This window comes from Flavobacteriales bacterium (assembly GCA_020635395.1).
Taxonomy (GTDB): domain Bacteria; phylum Bacteroidota; class Bacteroidia; order NS11-12g; family UBA9320; genus UBA987.
In genome coordinates this window covers 396,686-417,214 of record JACJZV010000002.1, presented here as the reverse complement: position 1 = coordinate 417,214, position 20,529 = coordinate 396,686, and the positions used below count along the sequence as shown (strand labels likewise).

General features: G+C 37.3%; 15 protein-coding genes. 3 read left to right on the top strand and 12 right to left on the bottom strand.

Going from position 1 to position 20,529, the window contains the following annotated elements; translation table 11 throughout:
- Positions 1-51 precede the first annotated feature (51 nt).
- Positions 52-1,332 carry a M20/M25/M40 family metallo-hydrolase gene (locus H6607_07995; GenBank protein ID MCB9262300.1) on the top strand — a complete coding sequence of 427 codons (1,281 nt, stop codon included), beginning with the start codon at positions 52-54 and terminating at the stop codon, positions 1,330-1,332.
- Here H6607_07995 and H6607_07990 read toward each other — a convergent pair.
- The 9 genes from H6607_07990 to H6607_07950 all read right to left on the bottom strand — a co-directional run bounded on the left by H6607_07990 (position 1,301) and on the right by H6607_07950 (position 13,074).
- Positions 1,301-3,268 (bottom strand): glycosyltransferase, encoded by a 1,968-nt coding sequence (locus H6607_07990; protein ID MCB9262299.1) that lies wholly within the window; start codon positions 3,266-3,268, stop codon positions 1,301-1,303. The two genes, H6607_07995 and H6607_07990, sit on opposite strands and share 32 nt — an antisense overlap.
- A gap of 44 nt (positions 3,269-3,312) precedes the next feature.
- Complete coding sequence (locus tag H6607_07985; protein MCB9262298.1) at positions 3,313-4,758, bottom strand: hypothetical protein; 1,446 nt, start codon at positions 4,756-4,758, stop codon at positions 3,313-3,315.
- A gap of 62 nt (positions 4,759-4,820) precedes the next feature.
- Complete coding sequence (locus tag H6607_07980; protein MCB9262297.1) at positions 4,821-5,921, bottom strand: peptidoglycan DD-metalloendopeptidase family protein; 1,101 nt, start codon at positions 5,919-5,921, stop codon at positions 4,821-4,823.
- Positions 5,922-5,946: 25 nt separating this feature from the next.
- A complete protein-coding gene (locus H6607_07975; GenBank protein MCB9262296.1) occupies positions 5,947-6,708 on the bottom strand; it encodes a DUF4292 domain-containing protein in 762 nt (253 codons plus the stop codon).
- 1 nt (position 6,709) lies between these two features.
- Complete coding sequence (locus H6607_07970; protein ID MCB9262295.1) at positions 6,710-8,380, bottom strand: tetratricopeptide repeat protein; 1,671 nt, start codon at positions 8,378-8,380, stop codon at positions 6,710-6,712.
- Positions 8,380-9,390 carry a nucleotidyltransferase gene (locus H6607_07965; protein ID MCB9262294.1) on the bottom strand — a complete coding sequence of 337 codons (1,011 nt, stop codon included), beginning with the start codon at positions 9,388-9,390 and terminating at the stop codon, positions 8,380-8,382. Before H6607_07965 ends, H6607_07970 begins: the two co-directional genes overlap by 1 nt.
- A 24-nt stretch (positions 9,391-9,414) precedes the next feature.
- Complete coding sequence (gene dut, locus H6607_07960; protein ID MCB9262293.1) at positions 9,415-9,843, bottom strand: dUTP diphosphatase; 429 nt, start codon at positions 9,841-9,843, stop codon at positions 9,415-9,417.
- 4 nt (positions 9,844-9,847) lie between these two features.
- The gene (locus H6607_07955) at positions 9,848-11,332 is read right to left on the bottom strand and encodes a polysaccharide biosynthesis protein (GenBank protein MCB9262292.1); all 1,485 of its coding nucleotides are present in this window, start codon (positions 11,330-11,332) and stop codon (positions 9,848-9,850) included.
- 197 nt (positions 11,333-11,529) lie between these two features.
- Entirely contained in the window at positions 11,530-13,074 is a 1,545-nt protein-coding gene (locus tag H6607_07950) for a DUF4139 domain-containing protein (GenBank protein MCB9262291.1), read from the bottom strand.
- 140 nt (positions 13,075-13,214) lie between these two features.
- On the opposite strand from H6607_07950, the gene H6607_07945 reads away from it, so the two are divergent.
- Positions 13,215-14,105, top strand: a complete 891-nt coding sequence (locus H6607_07945; protein ID MCB9262290.1) for a hypothetical protein — start codon at positions 13,215-13,217, stop codon at positions 14,103-14,105.
- Here the strand turns inward: H6607_07945 and H6607_07940 are convergent.
- Positions 14,095-14,688, bottom strand: a complete 594-nt coding sequence (locus tag H6607_07940) for a hypothetical protein (protein ID MCB9262289.1) — start codon at positions 14,686-14,688, stop codon at positions 14,095-14,097. The genes H6607_07945 and H6607_07940 overlap by 11 nt on opposite strands.
- 40 nt (positions 14,689-14,728) lie before the next feature.
- Positions 14,729-16,642 carry a S9 family peptidase gene (locus tag H6607_07935; protein ID MCB9262288.1) on the bottom strand — a complete coding sequence of 638 codons (1,914 nt, stop codon included), beginning with the start codon at positions 16,640-16,642 and terminating at the stop codon, positions 14,729-14,731.
- Between the two features lie 147 nt (positions 16,643-16,789).
- Between H6607_07935 and H6607_07930 the strand changes: the two genes are divergently transcribed.
- Positions 16,790-17,302, top strand: a complete 513-nt coding sequence (locus H6607_07930; GenBank protein MCB9262287.1) for a hypothetical protein — start codon at positions 16,790-16,792, stop codon at positions 17,300-17,302.
- A 50-nt stretch (positions 17,303-17,352) separates the two neighbouring features.
- On the opposite strand, the gene H6607_07925 is transcribed toward H6607_07930, so the two are convergent.
- The gene (locus tag H6607_07925) at positions 17,353-20,424 is read right to left on the bottom strand and encodes a hypothetical protein (GenBank protein MCB9262286.1); all 3,072 of its coding nucleotides are present in this window, start codon (positions 20,422-20,424) and stop codon (positions 17,353-17,355) included.
- Positions 20,425-20,529 lie beyond the last annotated feature (105 nt).

Here is a 20,529-nt window from a genome sequence, read left to right as displayed (position 1 = left end):
ATACACAATGCATTTGAGCCGAAGATTTTATATCTTCGGCTTTTGTTTTTTATGAAAAAGATACTTTTCTATTTGGCAATTTCATTGTTTTCGCGGGTTATACTATTTTCCCAGAATGTGGAATATGCTCAGGCCACTATCGATACCCTCACTTCTCCATATTTTGAAGGCCGAGGATATGTTAATAATGGTGATTTGAGGGCGGCAAAATATATTGCTTCGGAATATAAAAAGTTTGGAGCTACGCCCTTTTTTGAAACCGGATATTTTCACCCGTTTGTTCTGAGTGTCAATACATTTCCAGAGAATGTTGGAATTTATGATCAAAATTTAATGCCGGGCAAAGATTATATCGTTTCACCTGATTGCCCTTCGGCATTTTATGAATCCTTCTTGCCTGTTTTTTTAACCAACGACATTTTAACCAACAAACGATTATTCAAATCTTTTCTAAAAACCAATTGGCACGAAAAGATACTAGTAATAGACACAATTGAGAAAACAGAATCTAACAAATTACTTTTAAGTAAAATTTTAAGCAAATACCCTTATACTATTCATATTGAGATTGTTAAAGATTTAACTTGGTCGGTAAGTCGAACAAAATCAAGCACGGGCATTTTCTATGTTTTGCCAGGAAAAATAGACAGAAAGAATGAGCTTTCTATAAAGGTCAACGCTAAATTTATTCAGGCCTATGAAAGTCAAAATGTGGTAGGAAAAATAATTGGTTCTGAAGTACCTGATTCCTTTGTCTTTATAACCGGTCATTACGACCATTTGGGTAGAATGGGGCAAAACACATATATGCCTGGGGCTAATGACAATGCAAGTGGAATTGCGATGTTGTTAGACATGATGCACAACTATTCTGTGAATAAACCTCGATACACCGTCGTATTTATAGCTTTTGGTGCTGAGGAAGCGGGATTGGTAGGAAGTTATTACTTCGTAAAAGAATTACAGGATTTTATCAATAAGGATAAAATACGATTTGTAATAAACATGGATTTGATGGGAACAGGGCAGGAGGGTATTATGGCTGTGAATGGCTCGGTCTATGAAAAAGAGTTTGTCATGTTGGATAGCATTAACAAAAACAACCAGTATTTACCAGCAGTAAAAAAGCGAGGCAAAGCTGCAAATAGCGACCATTACTTTTTTAGTGAAAATGGTATTCCGGCATTCTTTTTCTATCTAATGGGGCCGTATGCTTATTACCACGAGGTGGATGATAATTCGGAAAATTTAAGGTTGGAACAAAAATCTTATGATGGATCCTTCATGCTTATTAATGATTTTACCCGTTGGCTAATGCACCAGAGTCATTGAATATGTTCGAAATGATGATTTTAACATCATCTGTCCAGTGGTAAATTTTTGCATAAAAATAATTTAATCGTTCCACATATTCAGGATTTAGATTATTTATTTTATGCTTTGAAGCAATAGAGTAAATACCTTCTCTTATTTTAGGAAGTCTTTGATTGTCAACCCTTTTATCATAACCGACCCACGAATATTTGCCAATCAGCACGGTCCAGCATTGACGATAATATTTTGAAAAACCCTTTTTCCAAGAAAGGGCAATTCCAAAAACCATTAAACCTATTGAAAGTATTATGTCGATAATTCTCTTTGTTCGGAGAACTTGCTCGTTTGATAAATCGAATCGTATTTCTTCTGCATACAATTCGCCAGAAAGGTTTTTATCGTTGCTGCCAATAATAAATAAACTGTCTTCGGGAACTATTTTAAAATGAACTTTAGATGTTCCAATTTTAGACATCCAATCAATTATTATTGAGCTTTTTACATCCTTAGAACAAAAAATTACTTCATCAATAGAATAAAGTTGGCACAGGTCATCTAAACGATCAAGTGTGCCAAGAATAAAATCATCTATTTCGTTTTCGATGCTTATGAATCCAAGAAAATCAGTATTCCTTTTATTCTGTTTCAATAAATCCAACACTCTCTCTCGTTCTGATTTATTACCAACTATTGTAGTTTTTAAATTTCTATTTTCGGAAAGAGTGAAACCCTCGCCGGAAAAATAGTTAGAAAACATTCGGTTAAAAATTGCCCAAGTCAGGCTAAAAATTGTTCCGGCAAGAATAATACCTCTACTATATCTGAAATTTTCGGGTAAGAACCCGTAAATGGCTGCAATCACCAGTGTTCCGGCAAGTATACCAACTGCCGTCTTGTTTATTGTGTAGGGCTTTTTATATCCACCAAAAATACCCAGAGCCGCTGTCCAAATCAAGAGGTATGCCGGAAAATGGGTTTGGGCAAATATTTCGGGGAAATGCCCCTCAAAGTTTACAATGTTTTTTTCCCAATAATTTTTGATAAATATTAAACTGACCAGAAAGGTAACAGCATCTAACCAAAAGAGCCAGGTTTTTACAAAAAATCTTCGTATTAGGGCGATAAATGCTCGTAGATAAATGGATGAATTTATTAGAGCAGAAAACAGTTTAGCATTTCTTCCGGTATAGTGTTTTTTGGCAAAAATTACCATTGCTCTGTAAAATACAAAAACATAATTAACCGACATTTTTTTTGTACTCTCTCCCTTATAATGAATTATTGAGGTTTCAGGAAAATACACGTTTTTAAACCCTGCAAGCGTAATTCGATAGCTTAAATCAATGTCTTCACCATACATGAAAAAAGTTTCGTCAAGCAATCCTGTCTTTTCGAGAACTCTTTTGGGCATCAGCATATATGCACCAGCCAATACATCCACAAATGCAGTCTCATTTTCACGAATATAGCCCAGATGATATTTGCCAAATTTTCGCGATTTTGGGAATAATTTGCTTAGACCAATCATTTTATAAAAGGCAACTTCTGGAGTAGGCAGTCCTCTTTTTGATTCAGGCAAAAACCGGCCTTTTCCATCAATCATTTTTACTCCAAGGCCGCCCACTGCGGGGTGTTTGTTTAAATATTCAAGGCATTTTTCAAAGGTAGCCTCCTGAACGACGGTGTCAGGATTTAAAAGAAGTATGTATTCGGCTGATGAGCGTTTTATGGCTTGGTTATTAGCCATCGAAAATCCAACATTTTCTTTATTTTCAATAAGTTTAACCCAAGGAAATTTGGATTTTATCATTTCCACAGACCCGTCAGCAGAGTGGTTGTCAACTACCCAAACTTCAGTGTCAATATTTTTAATAGCCTTTTGAACAGAAAGCAAGCACTGTTCTACAAAGAATTTGACATTGTAATTGACTATTATTACTGAAAGTTTCAACAAAAAAGGATTTGTTGCAAACTTAAACTAAAATAGAGTTTTAAAAGCTATTGGCCAATATCAAACGAAATGCCAATGAAATTTCCCCATTCCCAAATGTTTCGGGTTGGTACTTCATCAAATTCTGATTGTAGTTTGTCGCCAATGGTGTAGCCGTTGTCAAGTTTCTCTACTTGTCCTAAGCTAAAGCCGCCATGTATGGCCACCCGACTATTGGAACCTAACAATAGAGAGCCACCCATATACATATTTACAGTTCTTTTATCGTCATTTAAAGGCACACCAACTCCAAAGGTTCCACCCAAATTGACTATACGACCAGTATAAGGGTAAAAACTTACATAACCTGCTAAATTGGGCGAATAACTTCCTCGATCTTGAGACATAATTATGCTATCTCGATTTATAAATTGATCGCGACTTTGATAACTGGGAAATGCCAAGCCAATTCCTGTTTTTATTTTCATATCGCCACGTACCGTAATGTTTATTTTTTTCGACTTTATTTTCGGCAAATCTGATAGGTTATTCAAATCTCCAAGTACTTCATTTTCAACCGATTCAGGATTAGGCAATTTGTAAAAACTTAAGTCCAAATCTATCATATCATCCGCGGCCAAATGGCTTGATCTAAAATTGAACTTGGTGGATTTGATAGATGTGTATATCATTTCCAAAAAGTCAATTTTTTCGGTTATGTACTCTGTATTAAAACTCTGAGAAATTTCTTGTGCGGTACTTCTGAAATTTCTAACCGAGGCATCCAAACCCCTTCCCTCAAAGTCTTCTCCCCTTTCTGAAGCATAAGCCTCATATTCAGCCAAAAAGCTGGATACTGAAGAGTTTAAACTGGCCATGGATGAATTATACATTGTATTAAATTTTACAGCTAATGCTGAAAAATCGCTTGGTGTAACAACTGGCTTTTTAAATAACTGACTAACAATGAAGTCAGAAAGATGAACAATAGTGTCAGTTGGTAAATATGAATTATACTTGAGTTTGTTCAGCTTATTAATGGCATAGTCCATATTTTTCATGTTTGTTTCAATTTCTGTAAGGCTATTGTATGCATCTACCACATCATCGTATGCAGTGGCGGCACCTCGCGTAGATAACACACCACCACGACCAATCTCACTGGGCAATATTCCACCCAAACTTGTGAAGAAACTTGCAGCACCGACAGGATTTACCAGAGGTGATATTATTTCTAAAAAACTTTGGTCATTTTGGGTTGAAAATGATGTAGATGTGTACTCTGCATTGGCCACATAAACAAACTTGTTAAAGTTTACAACCTCCACGGTAATCAACTTATTTCTTCCGACTATTGGGGAACCAATTTCTTTTCCCTGAAGTTCTCCAGGTTTTATATGATAATATCTAAACTGATCATTACCAAAATCATAAACTATTTTGAGGGATTGGGAATTGGCTATGCCATGACCAACCAAAAGGAATACGAGAATTGAACTAATTTTTGTTTTCATACTCAAAAAAAATTTGGGCGTTTATGCCAAAATATCAACGAAAGTAAACAAAAGCATAATATCTATCGCGGGGTCAGCCAAACTTCGGGATCCAGCTTTGTGCTACCTTGCCAAATTTCAAAATGAAGTTCGGTAAGACCGTTGGCATTGGTCGATGCATTGCCTATTTTTTGCAGTGCCTTAATGCCATCGCCTGGTTGGCAACTAACAGATTGTAAATTGGCATATACACTATAAAAGTTGCCGTGCTTTATCAAAACCGAGTTTTCTAAACCAGGAACAGGAATAATGGCACTTACGGTTCCGTCTGCAATGGCTCGTATCTCATTGTTTTTTCCGAGAATGATGTTAATTCCATTGTTTTCGGTCATTATGTTTTTGAGGTTTTGATGTTTGTGCTTTCCGAATTTTTCCGAAACATACCCAGAGGTAGTGGGCCAAGGCATTTTACCCTTTATAAAGTTACTGATTAAATTGTCTGGGTCAGTTTTGGTGGTTTGTGCAATTTCATCTCGAATATCTTTTTCAAGCTGGGCAAGCTGCTTTTTTGTTTTTTCTACTTCTTCCCTTAACCGGAGTTCATCTTTACTCAATTTTGATATGAGATTTTCATATTCTGAGTAGTTGTTTTGAAGCTCTTCGTTTTCGCTTCGTTGGTTATTTAATATGGCATTTAGTTCTCCCTTTTTGGTCATTAACTCAAAGACTTTTTGAGAGTTTTCCTTTCTTTTTTCAGAAATAAGTCTAAGCTGGAGATTTCTATAATCGGCCAATTTTCTTAAGGAATTTAGTCGTCGCAATAAATCATTAAAACTATTTGCCATAAATAGAAAATAGGCACTATTATTTTTCTTTTGGGCTTTGTATTGGGCAACAACCACTTTGGCATAATCGTTTTTCATCTTATTTAGCTCAATAATTATCCCGGCTATTTCGTTTTGAGCCAGTTTTATCTCATTTTCTGTAAATGCAGAATCTTTGGAGTATGATTTTATCAGATGTTCTCTAATTTTTATTTGCTGGGCAAAAGCATTAAGAGCTTTTAGAGTTTCGATTTTCTTAAACTTTGTTTCATCCAGCAATTGCTTGTTTTCGTTTATTTTTTTTCGAGCCTGCTCTATTTCATTGTCTGAAGTTTTTGCGGTCAGACTTGTCAAGAACACAAGTGCCAAGGCAAAACATACTATTTTATTTGCACCTTGCATATTTTGATGATACGGTAAATTTAAGAGCAGATAAATCGGTTTTTGAAACCTCATTAAATTCTACAACAACCTGATGTGTTGCACCCGAAATATTCATGCTGGCTTCAAAAAGTTTTGGTAATAAACCCAGCTCTGTTTGATGATATTCTTGATACTTAATATCTACCTTTTGATTTTGAAGTGGGCGATTAAAATCTGTTTGATATGGTCGGAAGCACTGGGTCAAAAACATATTGTTTTGAATGTCGGATTGCGATTGATTTAAAAAATCATACGCATCGCGGCCATCTTTTTTTTCAAAACTATCGGCAGGAAAAACTGAATTTGCCAAAAGCAAATTCTGCATTTGTCTCAATGTCAATTCTTGTCCTACAAAATCTTTTATTTCGGAGATGGGTTTAGTTATGTAGCATCTGTTTATCCGATCCAATACTGTGAAACTATCGGGAGTTACGTAAATTCGAGCCACTTCCAAAAGAACATTGACAGATACCCAGATAAAAGAATCCTTTCGCATTTGTATATTCATTATCATGGATTGGGAGTTTGACCCATCTGAATAGGAAACCTTCGAATTTATAACCACATCCGAAAAATCCACTTCATATTTTTTAAGGCTGTCAACCACACCTTTTGGGTATTTATTCAAATGGGTACTACAACTTGCTTTGGGTTTTCGCGATTTGCAGCCAAAAGCAATAACAGAAATTGCAGTAATAAAAAGTATTAGTATTCTATTAGACATATCAGTTCGTCTGTTTTTGATAAGATGCTTCTATTGAATCGGCTTCGGCATTTTTGTTCAATTTTCTCAGGCAAGCCACATAATGATTTTTCACTTCTTCATCTTGTTTTAATTGTTCAAAAGCCAATTTTAGTGCCACTTCGGCTTCGGAATATTTTTGCATTTGAAACAAAACCCAACCTTTAGTATCTACGTAAGTTGGTCTTGATGGGCTAAGTTTTATGGCCTTTTCTATCATTTCCAAGGCCTTGTCCAAACGCTCATTTTGTTCGGATAAATAATAAGCATAATTGTTTAAAGCCAAGTGGTCGTTGGGGTTTATTTCTAAAATTTCATCATAAGTGGCAAAACAATCACTAAATTTTTTCTGGTCATAATATGAGTCAGCAATGGTGGCTAATAAATCGGTTTTGTCGTTTTTCAATATGGCTATTTCAAGCCCGCTTTGAGCTGTTTCAATGGCTTTTTCGTAGTTTTTAATTTTATAGTTGGCAAAGGAGTTTACAATATATAGAAAGGCTTGATTCGGAAAATATTCTAATGCGTTTTCAGAATCTTCTGCGAGCCATTCATTATTTTTTGCTTCGTCGTCAAGGCTGAGCAGTTTTCGCCAAAATTCTATATCCGCAGGATTAATCGATGTGGCTTTTTGGAGACTTTTGCGAGCATTTTCAATTTGGCCAACTGCATGAAAAACGTCACCTTGAGCCAAATAGGCTTTGTCGTTTGTATTGTGTACATCCACCAAGCTCTGGGTAAGTTGTAGAGCTAATTTTTGCGTTTTTTCATCGGTTTTTATTTGGGGGAAAAAACCGGAGACCACGAATAGTTTCCAATCTACAGAAACCTCGTAATCATTAAAAGCCATTTGCAAATAATATTGATTGCTGTCCGGTTTTCCTTCTTTTTTATAAATAGATGCCAAGCTTTTGGCAGCAAAGCCATTGTTTGGTTTTAGAGATAGTATGCTATACAGAATTTCTTTGCCTTTTTCAATTTGGTTATTCTCCAAAAGCAAATCTGCCAACAATACTTTGTGTTCTATCTCGTCCGGATATTGAGCCACCAACTTTTCTACCCACTCTATTCCCTTTTCGGGCTTTCCAAGTTCAGCATATAGTCGCACCAATACATTTGCTCCTTCGGGTTCCAATCCAAACTTATCAAGGTATTTTTCAAACCAAGTTGTCGCACTTTTAAAATCACCCATATTGATGTATTGATTTCCCAGTTCGATGTACAATTCTTCCCGATTTTCGTCATTTTTGAGCATATTTTCATAGACAGCGGCAGATTTAAGGAAATCTCCCGACTGGTTGTATAAATCAGCTAATTGTTTTGAATACCAGTAATTGTATGTCTTGTTGGTTTTGAGAGCTTTTTCTGCCCAATAAATAGCATCATGAAAATTTCCCATCATAGCCTTTGTCGAAGCAATTTCATACATAGTTTCGTGGCTCTCAGGTTTGTGTTTTAAAGCATCCAAAAAATCAGCTACTGCCTTGTCGTATTCTCCTAATACTTTGTGTTTGGCCGCACTAAAATATTTGTCTTTAAAATCCTTTTCTTTTCCAGAAGTAATATCCGAAGCAGGTGTATTTTTTCTTGAACCACAAGAAAACAGTATGCTTAACATACCAAAAATCAACAAACTTCGGAATACATTTTTCATTAATTTATTTTAACAGTACTATAATCGCTTAAGCTCAATTGGTTGGCTTTACCATCATACGTTACATGATTTCCAATCATTGAGTTTTCAAACATCGCATTTTCTATCGTACATTCACTTTGGATAATGCTGTTGCTAATAACGGAATTGTTAACGACAGTATTGCTGCCAATAGAAACGTAAGGGCCTATTTTTGAGTTATTCAACACCACATTTTCGCCAATAAAGCATGGCTCAACTATCTCCGAATTATTTTTTTTGAGATTGTTAGAAATAAGTTTTTCGCCATTGGCATTGGCCAACACGCGTTGATTGGTATGTACGGTGGCATTTTTATTTCCGCAATCCATCCATTCTATAACCTCTCCAGGAACAAATTTTAGTCCGTCGTTTTTCATGTTTTCCAAAGCATTGGTAAGCTGGTATTCTCCTTTTTCCATGATTTTATTGTCGAGCAAATGTTCAATTTCTCGTTTTAGTCTGTTTCCATCTTTAAAATAATAAATGCCAATAATGGCCAAATCAGAAACAAACTCTTCCGGTTTTTCGACAAAATCAGTAATTACATTGTTTTCGTCTAATTTTACTACTCCAAAAGCTCGAGGATCGGCTACTTTTTGTACCCAAATCACACCATCGTTTTCAGGGTCTATCTTAAAATCGGCTCGAAAAAGGGTATCGGCAAAGGCCACTATCACATTATTATTCAAAATGTCTTTGGCCGTATAGACAGCATGTGCCGTTCCTAAGGCTTCTTCTTGGTAGCATATATGCCCTTTTGCACCCAACGACTCGGCAATTGCAATCAGATTTGGTTCAACGGCTTTTTCAAAGTTTGGAGATATGATAAAGGCAATATTTTCAATTTGTTCGTTGCAAACTTTGGCAATATCCTCAACCAAACGCTGCACAATAGGCTTGCCAGCAATGGGCAGCAATGGCTTTGGAGTGGTCAATGTGTGCGGCCTCATTCTTTTTCCCATGCCGGCCATCGGAACAATAATGTTCATGCTTTTTCTTCTCTTTTTGTTTTCCTAATTTTTTCCGGTGCTTCCATATCCTCCAGCACCACGTGAGGTTTCACTGATTTGGTTGGTTTCTTTCAGTTTTATTTTTTTGTATTTCGATACTATCATTTGAGCAATACGCTCTCCTTTTTTTAGTTCAAAATCGTTTTCACCTAAGTTAATAAGCAATACTTTAATCTCGCCCCTATAGTCTGCATCAATAGTGCCTGGGCTGTTTAAAACAGTTATTCCATGCTTTAATGCAAGACCACTTCGCGGCCGTATTTGTGCCTCAAAACCCTGAGGTAATTCCATAAAAAGTCCTGTGCAAATTAATTGGCGTTGCAAGGGTTTTAATATTGCCGATTCGTTGGCACGCAAATCCACTCCGGCTGATTGTTCAGTCTCGTGTTTTGGTAACTCGAAATCGGTGGTATTTACAACTTTTATTTCCAACATATCACGTGGCAAACTTACGGTTTTTCGTCGGACGTTCAATAAGATAGGTTAAAACGATAAAACTGCCGAGACATAGGATTGACCAAATGATTTGCGGAACGTTTGAGATTGAACTTAAACCAAGAAAAATGAAGTAAAGTGCAGTTGCTAAAATGATATAAAACCCGTTAATCTTAAGGTTGTATGGTATTGGGTAGTGTTTTTGACCCAAGGTATAACTCCAAACCATCATACCAAAATAAACCAATAGCGTGGCAATGGCCGAACCCAGAATGCCTATAACCGGAATTAGTACTACGTTAAGAACGATTGTGCCGACTGCTCCCCCCACGGATATGTATGACCCAATTCGCATTTTGTTGTTGAGTTTATACCAAATATTAAGGTTGTACATAATGCCCAAAAATAGGTTGGCATACAGCAATATTGGCGTAAGATATGCCGAATATTGGTGTTCAAAATATCCTTTTCGCCGAATAAAAATTGGGCCAATTTGTGGCAATGTCACCAATGTTAACAGCAGTAAAAAGCACATGGCCAACACAAAATAATGCATCACTTTGGCATAAATTCTTTGAGGATTTTCGTTTTTTGATTGTTCGAAAAAAAAAGGCTCGGCGGCAAATTTGAAGCTCTGTACAAAAATGGTCATAAACATGGCCAATTTATAAAAAGCACTATACACACCCACTTCGTAGTCCGAAATGTCGTTTGCCAACATTTTTTTGAGCAGCAGTCGGTCGATGGTTTCGTTTACAATTCCGGCCAAACCAATCAGAATGAGAGGTCTTCCATATATCCACAGCTTATGCCAAAGTTCTTTGTCAAACCCCATTTTCATGGGTTTCCAATAGGGCAATAGCATTAAAAATGAGACTAAACTGGCTAACAAGTTACTGACGATAATGTAACCAATTCCAAAGTCGTGATTGTACCATGTAAAATTATACCCTTTTTTTATCAGCCACGGAATGGCTACCAAAAACAACAAATTGAATCCAACGTTTACTCCAATGTTTACCAACCGAACAACACCAAATTTTACAGGCATTTTTTTGTATCGAAGCCAAGCCAATGGCAGGTTTGAAAGCGTGTCTAAGGCTAAGATAAAAACAAAGATTATTACAAAATTAGTTTGTTGCGGATACTCCAAAAATCTGGCAATTTGATGTTGAAAGGTCAAACCCAACAACACAAAAAAGGCTGTAGAAACCAAAAGTGAAATTTGGCCGGTGGCAAATACCTTCTCGGGGTTTTCATCTCTCGAAAAATTGAAAAAGGCTGTTTCCATGCCATACATCAACACCACAATAACAAACGAAACGGCGGCATAATAAACGGATAGATTGCCATATTCGGCCTCGGTAAAAAAACCGGTATAAAGCGGAACCAACAAAAAATTGATGAGCCTGCCCATTGTATGGGTTATGCCATAAATGGCCGTTTCTGAAGCCAGTTTTTTCAGCAAATTGTTTTGCAAACTCATAAACCGCCAAAGGTAATTGTTGAAATGTCTATTAGGCCAAAAATTTGAATTGCATTATAAACCATAGCCGACCAATGTCACAAAATTTTAGACGGTGGTTTTTTGAACCATTAAGAAATTAAGTTAATTCAGACTTTGCTGAATAGGCTTAATGTACCTCAATTTCTTAATGGTTTATCATTTCCTTTCATAATGACCTATCCCCTCACATAAACGGAATAGGTATAAACGATTTTCTTTTCTTTGCCGGGTTCTAAATCAATTGTCCACTTTACATTGTTGGAAGCATTAAATGAGCTGTAGTTTGCATTTTGTGATGTCTCCCATTTGGTATCGCTGTCATCTAATTGGCCAAAGATGTTTCGTTTTATCTCCATGTGTGCAGTAGTGCTTTTATAGCTTTTTACGGTAATGGTTGATTGCACTTTTATCTCCACGTATCTGGCATTGTTAAACGTTTTGGTTTTGTCTGTCCTCTGAATTTCCTTTTCCTCTTCTTTTATTTCTATATCTGGAGCGTTTGAAATAGTTATGTAGGAACAATTCTTTTTGGCGGTATATTCAAGTTTGGAGGTTGCCAACGCCTGCTCTGTTTCACCCACTTTTTTGGTAACCATTATCAATCCGGAGGTTAGCGGATTATCTGTTTCGTTCCACATTTTTATTTGATGATAGGTTTGAACACCAAGGGTTGAGTTTTCATATTTAAAAATTTGATTGTATGCGTTTACGGCATTATTGGCCGTCAAGTCGCAGACATATTTGTGTTCAATTCTGGTTTTATCATGAAAAATTGGGATGTGCATTCGCTCGCCTTTGTCAATCGAAATATTTTTCAAATCAAAAAAATATAAGTCTTCTACTCCTTCGGCTTCCGAACCAACCTGCATGTTTCCAGCTTCTGAATCGTCGCTATCATAAAACGAGGCTGAATTATTGAAAAAACCGCTTCCATTATTAAATCGAGCAAACGTGGGGCTGTATGGTGCAAAACCCAACAAATCACTTAATTGGGTGGTAGTGTAAAAACTGGGGCTACCCACCACCAGTTTCATATTTGCATTTTCTATCTTTTCTGCATCGTTGGTTATCGAGGCTTTCAAAAATATTTGTGCCTCGGTTTCACTAAGCAGTTTTAGTTCATACATGGGTGTCCAGTTAAATCCGGTTGAAAGATACATGGCATCGAGCTTTTGTTCGGCTTTATTTTCTTTAAATTTCACCGATATCACGTTGTCTGTTGTGGTTTCGCTATAAGTGGTACTGAGGTTTCCGCTTATAGCAACCCACGCAATTTGATCCTCTCGAATCAAATGAAATTTATCTCCAGATTTGATAACAGCCACGCTGCCGTTAACATATTTTTTTGTTTCATAAATAATTCCTTCGATGCTTTTTGTGGTTGCATTTTCTAAATTTTTCAAAAAAACCTCAGCTTTTTTGCCTTCGTTAGCCATAAGCAAATCAAAAAAAGAAACCCACTCTGTTGGTGTTGAAACCGAATCTTGCTTGCTGCTAATCATTTGAATGGTTCCGGTAGGGCTGGCAAACCAAAAAGTGCCATACACGGCTTGTGGCATTTCTTTTGCCCACCGATAGGTGTTGGCGGGAGTCTTGACGGTTCCCGATTTTTGGATAAAAGCCGTTCCATTTTTAAAAATAGTTATGTTGTTTGTTTTGAGTTGAGCGAAACCAAAATTAGCCAACAAGCCAAGCAGAGATGCCATCAGGAAACTTTTCATTTTTTTATTATTTATGGTTCAAAAATAGGCGGAATAAAAAAAATTAGGTCTCCGAATACTCATAGATAATGCCCGATAACTAAATTAAAACTGAGAAGTATTTACCGTTGTATTAAACTATAACCCCTTATTTTGCGGCAATGGCTCTTGTCTATTTAAAACATTCGGAAATTGACAAAACGAAATGGGATAATTGCATTGAAAATGCACCCAACTCAATGCCGTATGCATTGAGTTGGTATTTAGACATAGTTGCCAAGAAACAATGGGATGCACTGATTCTAAATGATTATGAAGCAGTTATGCCGTTGCCGTTTAACAACAAATTATTTGGCTTTAGCCAAATTTATCGACCCATATTAACCCAACAATTGGGGGTTTTTGGCCAATTTTCGGTGCAGGAGTTAAGTGTGTTTTTTGATAACATTCCTAACAACTTTAAACTGATTCGATACCCCATTAATTACAAAAATTCAAATATTTCATCCGAAACAAAAACCAATTTGGTGTTGGATTTATTACCAAATTTTGAGTTGGTTAAATCTAATTTTAGTCATGGATTGAAAATGGCTCTCATTAAATATTCATACCAGATATCCGAAACCGGGGATACAGACAAGTTGATTGAAATGTATAAAACCGAGCTGGAAAACACGGTTAAATTTGGGAAAGAAAACTATGCTTTGGCCAAAAAATTGTTCAGTGAAATTATTCGAAGAGAAATGGGAAAGATATACCAATTAACAGTGGAAGATAAAACCGTGGCAATGGCCTTTATTCTAAGTCATAATAATAGGCATATTAATCTTTTTTCAATCAGCAGATACAAAAAGCAATACCGCGACAGCATGGGTTTTTTGTTGGCCAAAATTATAGAAAAAAAATGCTACCAAATGGCATTTTTTGATTTTGAAGGTTCTGAAATTGACGGAATTAAAAAGTTCTTTTTGAGTTTTGGAGCAACTCCGCAACCCTATTATTTTTATACGAAAAACACCTTGCCATTTTGGCTAAAGTGGCTTAGGTCTTAGGCAGGCTGATATCTTTTAAAATCATTTGCCAACCAAAATCGAGCCTGAAAATAATGGGGTTCGTTGCATTATCCCATATCCAAAGTTTGAAATCTTTATTCATGGTGTCTTCCAAATAAATGGCCTTAAATTCTTCCAATTTTCCATCTACGTTGCACATAAATGTTTGGGTTTCTTTCCATTTGAAAACGGTTTCATTCTTTACCAATCCCTGTCTAAAAGACAATGTGGTGGTGGAGTCTTGTTTTATTTCACTAAAATTTTTTTGACTAATCCAAAGTGAAAGAGTCTTGGTTTGATTTTTATCTTCTCCGTCAAAATGATTATCCAACTCAGAGGCCGAGTCCATGGCCATAGGTGTGATGTTTATTTTGCCCGAAAAATCTGTACCGCTTATAGCATAGTTTAAAACAGTGTATGCACTTCGAGACACAACCGTATGCGTTATTTGGGTAGCCTGCTGATTGGCAATGAAATTGTAGGTAAGAGCCATGCCATTTTCGATACTACCAATATTTTTGACTGATTTGCACGAAGACAAAATGATAACAGCAACCAATGCAAAAGTATAAACGACACGCACGGGACAAATATCTATTGAAAAAATGAATTAAAACCTCATTTTACTTTTCATTGTTTGAAATTGGGGCCAAATGTTTAGCCAAAAAATGCTCCATTGTTTCATAAAACTCAAAGCGGTTTTCTTCATTTCTAAAACCATGGCCTTCATTTTCTTTGAGCATATATTCTACGTCCACTCCTCGGTCTCTTAATGCTTTTACCATTTGGTCGCTTTCAGATTGTTTCACTCTCGGATCTTTTGCACCCTGCACTACCAGCAACGGAGTTTTTATCTGATCGGCATGCAAAGAAGGAGAATATCGGTCCAGCATTTCTTTGTCTTTTTCCGGATGACCTACCATTTCATACATCATTTCTCGGTAGGGTTCCCAATAGGGTGGTATGGTTTGCAAAAAGGTGGTAAGATTGCTCACCCCAACATAGTCTATGGCACAGGCATACAAATCGGGAGTATAGGTAACTCCTGCTAAGGTGGCATATCCGCCATAACTGCCTCCATAAATGGCAATTCTGTTTTGATCGGCTATTCCTTTACCAACAATGTATCGCACACCATCGCTTATATCGTTTTGCATTGCCTGACCCCACTGTTTGAAGGAGGCTTCCCAAAATTGTTTGCCATAAGAAGTACTTCCCCTAAAATTCATCTGCAACACTGCATAGCCTCTATTGGCTAAAAATTGAACTTCCGGATTAAACCCCCAAACATCTCTTGCCCAGGGTCCACCGTGTGGGTTAATTACAACGGGTAGGTTTTTGGCAGGCTTGCCTTTTGGTAGGGTTAAATACCCATGTATGGTTAACCCATCTCGACTTTGATAGGTAATTGGCCTCATTTCTGATAAATTTTCTGGCAAAAGCCAGGGACTCACATCGTCTATTTTGATTAACCTATTTCCGTTGGTTTCAAATAAATAATAGCTACCCATTGTTCGGTCGCTCATGGTTCTAACCAAATATTTGGTTTCTTCTTCATTTGTAGAGGTTAGGTATATCTCCACATCATGAAGTTCTTTTTTGATGGATTTGTAGATATTATCAACTTGTGGGTCAAAGCCACTGCGTTCGTATTTTTCGCCTAACCAAAAAACACTTGTCAATACCTTTCTTTTTTTAGAGTATGCCGCACCACTAATATCGTATTTAGGGTGTTTGTATATTTCGGCTATTTCCTTTTTGGCGGACAAGTCATACTTTACCAACGAAAGTTTGTCTCTGCCAATGTTTGATAAGGCAAAAACTACTGTTGTGTCGTAAAAATCAAAGAATTGCGGGCTAAAACTTTCTTTAAAGTTGGTGGTCATCACAGTATCCCATGGGCTTGTTTCAGTAGGTCTATGAAGTAGTGTTTGGTTTACACCATCCGTGGTAATAGCTATTCTAAGTTTTCCCTCCTGATCTGTCATCCACGAGGAAATATTTCCCGGGTTTTCGGCAATGAGGGTCAAATTTCCACTGACAACGTTGAGTCTATAAGCATCAAAAAGTTGTGGGTTTCTTTTGTTTAATCCAATTATTACATTTTCTGGGTCATCCTTTAGTTTGTCAATTATTTCCGTTTTCACTCCCTCAAACTGAGTATAAGCCACCACATTTCCGCTGTCTATACCGGTGCCAAACAACGCATAATTTTCATCACCCGCATTGTCTTTCATAAACAAGATTCGATTATTTCCCTTCCAAATAAACCCCGCAATGTCTCTTAGGGTTTCTGATGTAAGTTGTTTTGCAGCTGTATCATCGGTGCTTTGCACAAAAACATTTAACCGAGAATTTACAGGAGCCAGGTAGGCCAATTTGCTCCCATCAGGCGATAGGCTATATCCTGTTTTTTGAGGGTTTCTAAAAAAATCTTTAATGGAAATTTGGGGTACTTCTTTTGAATTATCTTTATTCATAAAACACGAACTGAGGCCTAAAAACGCTATTAACAAAATGAAAAGCAAATGTTTCATTGTACTTTTTTGTGGCAATATTAAAACCTTTGAATTTAGAATTAATGACATCCAAGAATTATATGCTTTGTCATATTTGAAATTGATAGTAACGTGTTTTCTTGCAATTGAAACAAAATTTGATAACTTTTGCAAAAAGTTTTTATTATGAAATTGAAAATTACAACTCTTATTTTGGCATCGGTAGCCTTCTTTTCTGCTTGCGATGAGTTAAACATTGTAAACTATGATTTGAATTTTGCCACCGCCGCAATAACCATAAAATCAACCACTGTAGCGGATACAACCTATACGCTTGAATCGGAGGCTATTAATCCAAAAGCTGAACTTGAAAACAATGGAATCAGCTCCGATGTTTTAAAAGAGGCCACCATTAAATCGGCAAGAATTGATTTGGTGAGTCCCGAAACAGGAAACTTTGATTGGGCAAAAGGGGCAACTATTAAGGTGTCTGCCGATGGACAACCGCTTATGGAAATTGCCAAAGTAGAAGATATTCCCGAAGGGTTAAAATCGTTTGAAATTTCTACATTGGACATTGATTTGCTGCCCTACTTGAAAGCAGGCGAGTTTAAATTGTTTTTGGAAGGCACAACCGACCAACAAATTTTGGTAGATCATGAAGTTACCATTACGGTTGTGTTCAATGTTTCAATTTAATTTTTGAGGTTATAAAAAAAAAAGGGGGTCGGCTATGCCGACCCCCTTTTTTATTGAATAATCAGTGGGATTCGAAAGATGTTGTCATCCCGTTGTAGTTCTAAAATAACAAATTTTGAAGTGCCTTTCAGGGTAACTTCCATTCGATTATCATTCTTGATAACCTCAAAGTCTAATTTTTGTCCGAGCAGGTTGAACACGGCTATTGCCTCTATTTCTTTTTCACTCTCCACATAAAAAACGCCATTTGATGGATTTGGATAGACCTGAATGTTGGATAATTTTAGGTCGTCAAATCCAACAAAATCAATGGCAATTGAGTCGCGAATGGTGCCGCAGCCGTTGGTAATATCCACCCAATAAATGCCTTTTTTGGTTACCGTAATGGTGCGGCTGGTTTGTCCGGTACTCCATAAATATTTTGCTCCCGGATTTTGGGCATTCAACACCGTGGAAGTAATGTTTTTAAACACCGTGTCGCCACTAAACGGAGGAGTGGGGTAGCTTCGTTCGGTCACGTTGGTAGAATAGTAGCCTGTTCCGCAAAAATTCTGAACAAACACATTGTAGGTATTGGCCGAATCAATTTTAATACGTTGTGTTTTTTGTCCCTTTCCATCCCATTTATAGGTGGCCTCGATGCCCACATTTCCGGCATCCAAATAAAATTCGTCACCACACATAAACGTGTCCTTTGGCAGTTGGTTTTTGGGCGATACCAAGTGTTTTAAATGTATGGTGTCTATGGCTATGCCACATTTGTTGGTGGCCTTGGCCCATACGGTGTTTGGTGCAAAAACGGTAACCGATTCATCGGTGCTTCCATTCCACCACTGGTACTCCACTTTTTCGTTGGTGGCACTCAAAAAAATGCTTTTGCCGTTGCACAAAATGGTGTCGTTTCCAAAATTGATTTTGGGTGTTTTAAATTTCTCGGTAATAACCACAGAATCTTTAGCTATGCCACATTCATTGTTTGCTGTTACAACATATTTGCCAATTTTTGAAACAGAAATAACCGAATCACTACTGCCGGTTGACCACAAAAACTGAGAAGTCGGAATGGGGTTCGACAAAAAACTATGCACCATTAGCGGACTTTCGTCGCACAAAAAATCTTGGTTGTTGGCTACATGCAACTGGGGCTTGTCTGCTTCTACAACCAAGGTGCTGTCCAACACCAAACCACAGGTATTTTCTACCGAAACCCGATACAAACCCGACTGATGAATGACTAAATCATTGCCGCCAACCACATTGTTCCATTTTATTATTTCGGGGTCGAACGTGTATTTGTTCATTACTTCTACCGAAATGGTGTCGGCAATGGGTTTGCAAAACATGGCCATTGCCTCAACCATAATCTTGGGTGGTTCGGCACGGTACGTGGTTTTAATATCAAAATAAAAACAACCCGAATTGGGTGTAGCCTTTAAGGCAAATTGCTTTTGGGTTTCGGCATATTTAACAAAATACTCAGCGTTTTCTACCCCATTATTCCATTGAAACAGTTTAAAACCACCCGACGAATAAAGGTCTTGTGCCAGTTTTAAACTGTCGTTTAAACAAACCACTCCTGTTTTGTTTGCAAACAGTTCGGAGATGGAGGTATTGGTGGTAATGGTATCCATATAAACCGTTTTGCACCCGTAAACATTGGAAATGGTGTGCCTTACAAAATAGGTTCCGGCTTTGCGGATATACACCGTATCACTTTGCTGAGTGCTGGTATTTAGCTTTGATTTTACAAAATAGGCTACATCGGTGTTGGCCACCATACCCGCACTATTCAACACTTCCCATTGATATTTGGCTGGATAGGAAAAAGTACTTTCCGGAGTTGATTTCACCACAAAATCATTACAGCCCAGTGCCTCCACCGAAGTGACAGACCGAGCTTTTGGATGCACATAAATCAAAACAGGTCGGGCAGCGTATAGATAAAGTGCACACGCATTGTTTTGCACGTAGGGCGTAAAAAAATACGCATCGGTTTTGGCCATTCCCTCGGCGGGTGTCCAAGTAAATTGAAGGGAATCTCGGTTGTTGGTATAACCATTGAGTTGTTTGTAGCTTGCTCCGGCAATGATGTTGTAGATTTTAAAATCAGACAGTGAATCAATCGTTGTAGCACCCGTAAATGAAGGATTATACGCAGCAATGTTAAAATTTAGTGTTTCCCCCTCGCAAACATGGTGTTCGAATATGCCAGAAAGATGGGGAGCATAAGTTGATGCGTACTTAATTTGAGCCAAACTCTCCGTAATGAACTGACTTACCAAATGCATCTGACCAGATGAATCTTTTTTCCATTGGTTAACTTCAATAACAATAATACTATTGGAAGTTGTTTGCGGGTTTACAGCCAACAACCCGGTTTTGTTGTTAAACGAAAACCCAATGACAGGTTGGCTATTTACTTCACTGTCCGGATATTTATATTTTAAATGGTAATACCCCTCAATTGGAGTTTGGGTGGTGTAGGGTATTTTCTGTGTGTAACCCGATCGAGGTTCTACCAACGCATACGAAATGGAGTCGGCATTGTTTGTCGCCGCATAGGTGTGGAGCAAATCTAGTCCGGAGAATGCATAAAGTAGCGGCTTGTTCTCCATTGTTGGGCTGGAAACATCACCCAATGAAGGATCTAATTTGGCGTAAACATAAAAATTGGAATTAGCCGAACCATTGGTAATCGTGGAATTTCTACAGCAATAGCCGTATTCAAAAATAATAGGCTTCCCACTTTTAAAAAAAGTATCGTATGTGGTGTTTTTAAAGTCCACGGTGTCTTTGTATATATGTTGTTCGACGCCCGGACTTGTTGACTTGTTTGGAGGATTGCATGGTTTTGATGTTGTAGGACATAACGGCGTAATATCTTCTATAGAAGAAACGTACATATTTCGGGATTTGGAAAAGTTGGTATTTTCAATAGCAATTCGGTAGGAAGCCGAATTGCTCATGGATAATCCAGAACATTGTCTATAAAAAATTAAGGAAACTTCATACTTGGAATTTCCAAGGTGTTTGTAGGTAATGTGGCCACCGACTGGCGTGGCAGCAAACAATTCAAGGCAAGCAGTGGCAAGTAGCCATACAATCAGTAAAGTTTTTTTCATATTCAAATATAATTATCTGTAAGTTAAATCCCCAAAAGTTATTTTTCCAAAAGCTATACAAACTCGTCATTTGCCGTTCAAAAAATACAAAATGTACCCGTTGAG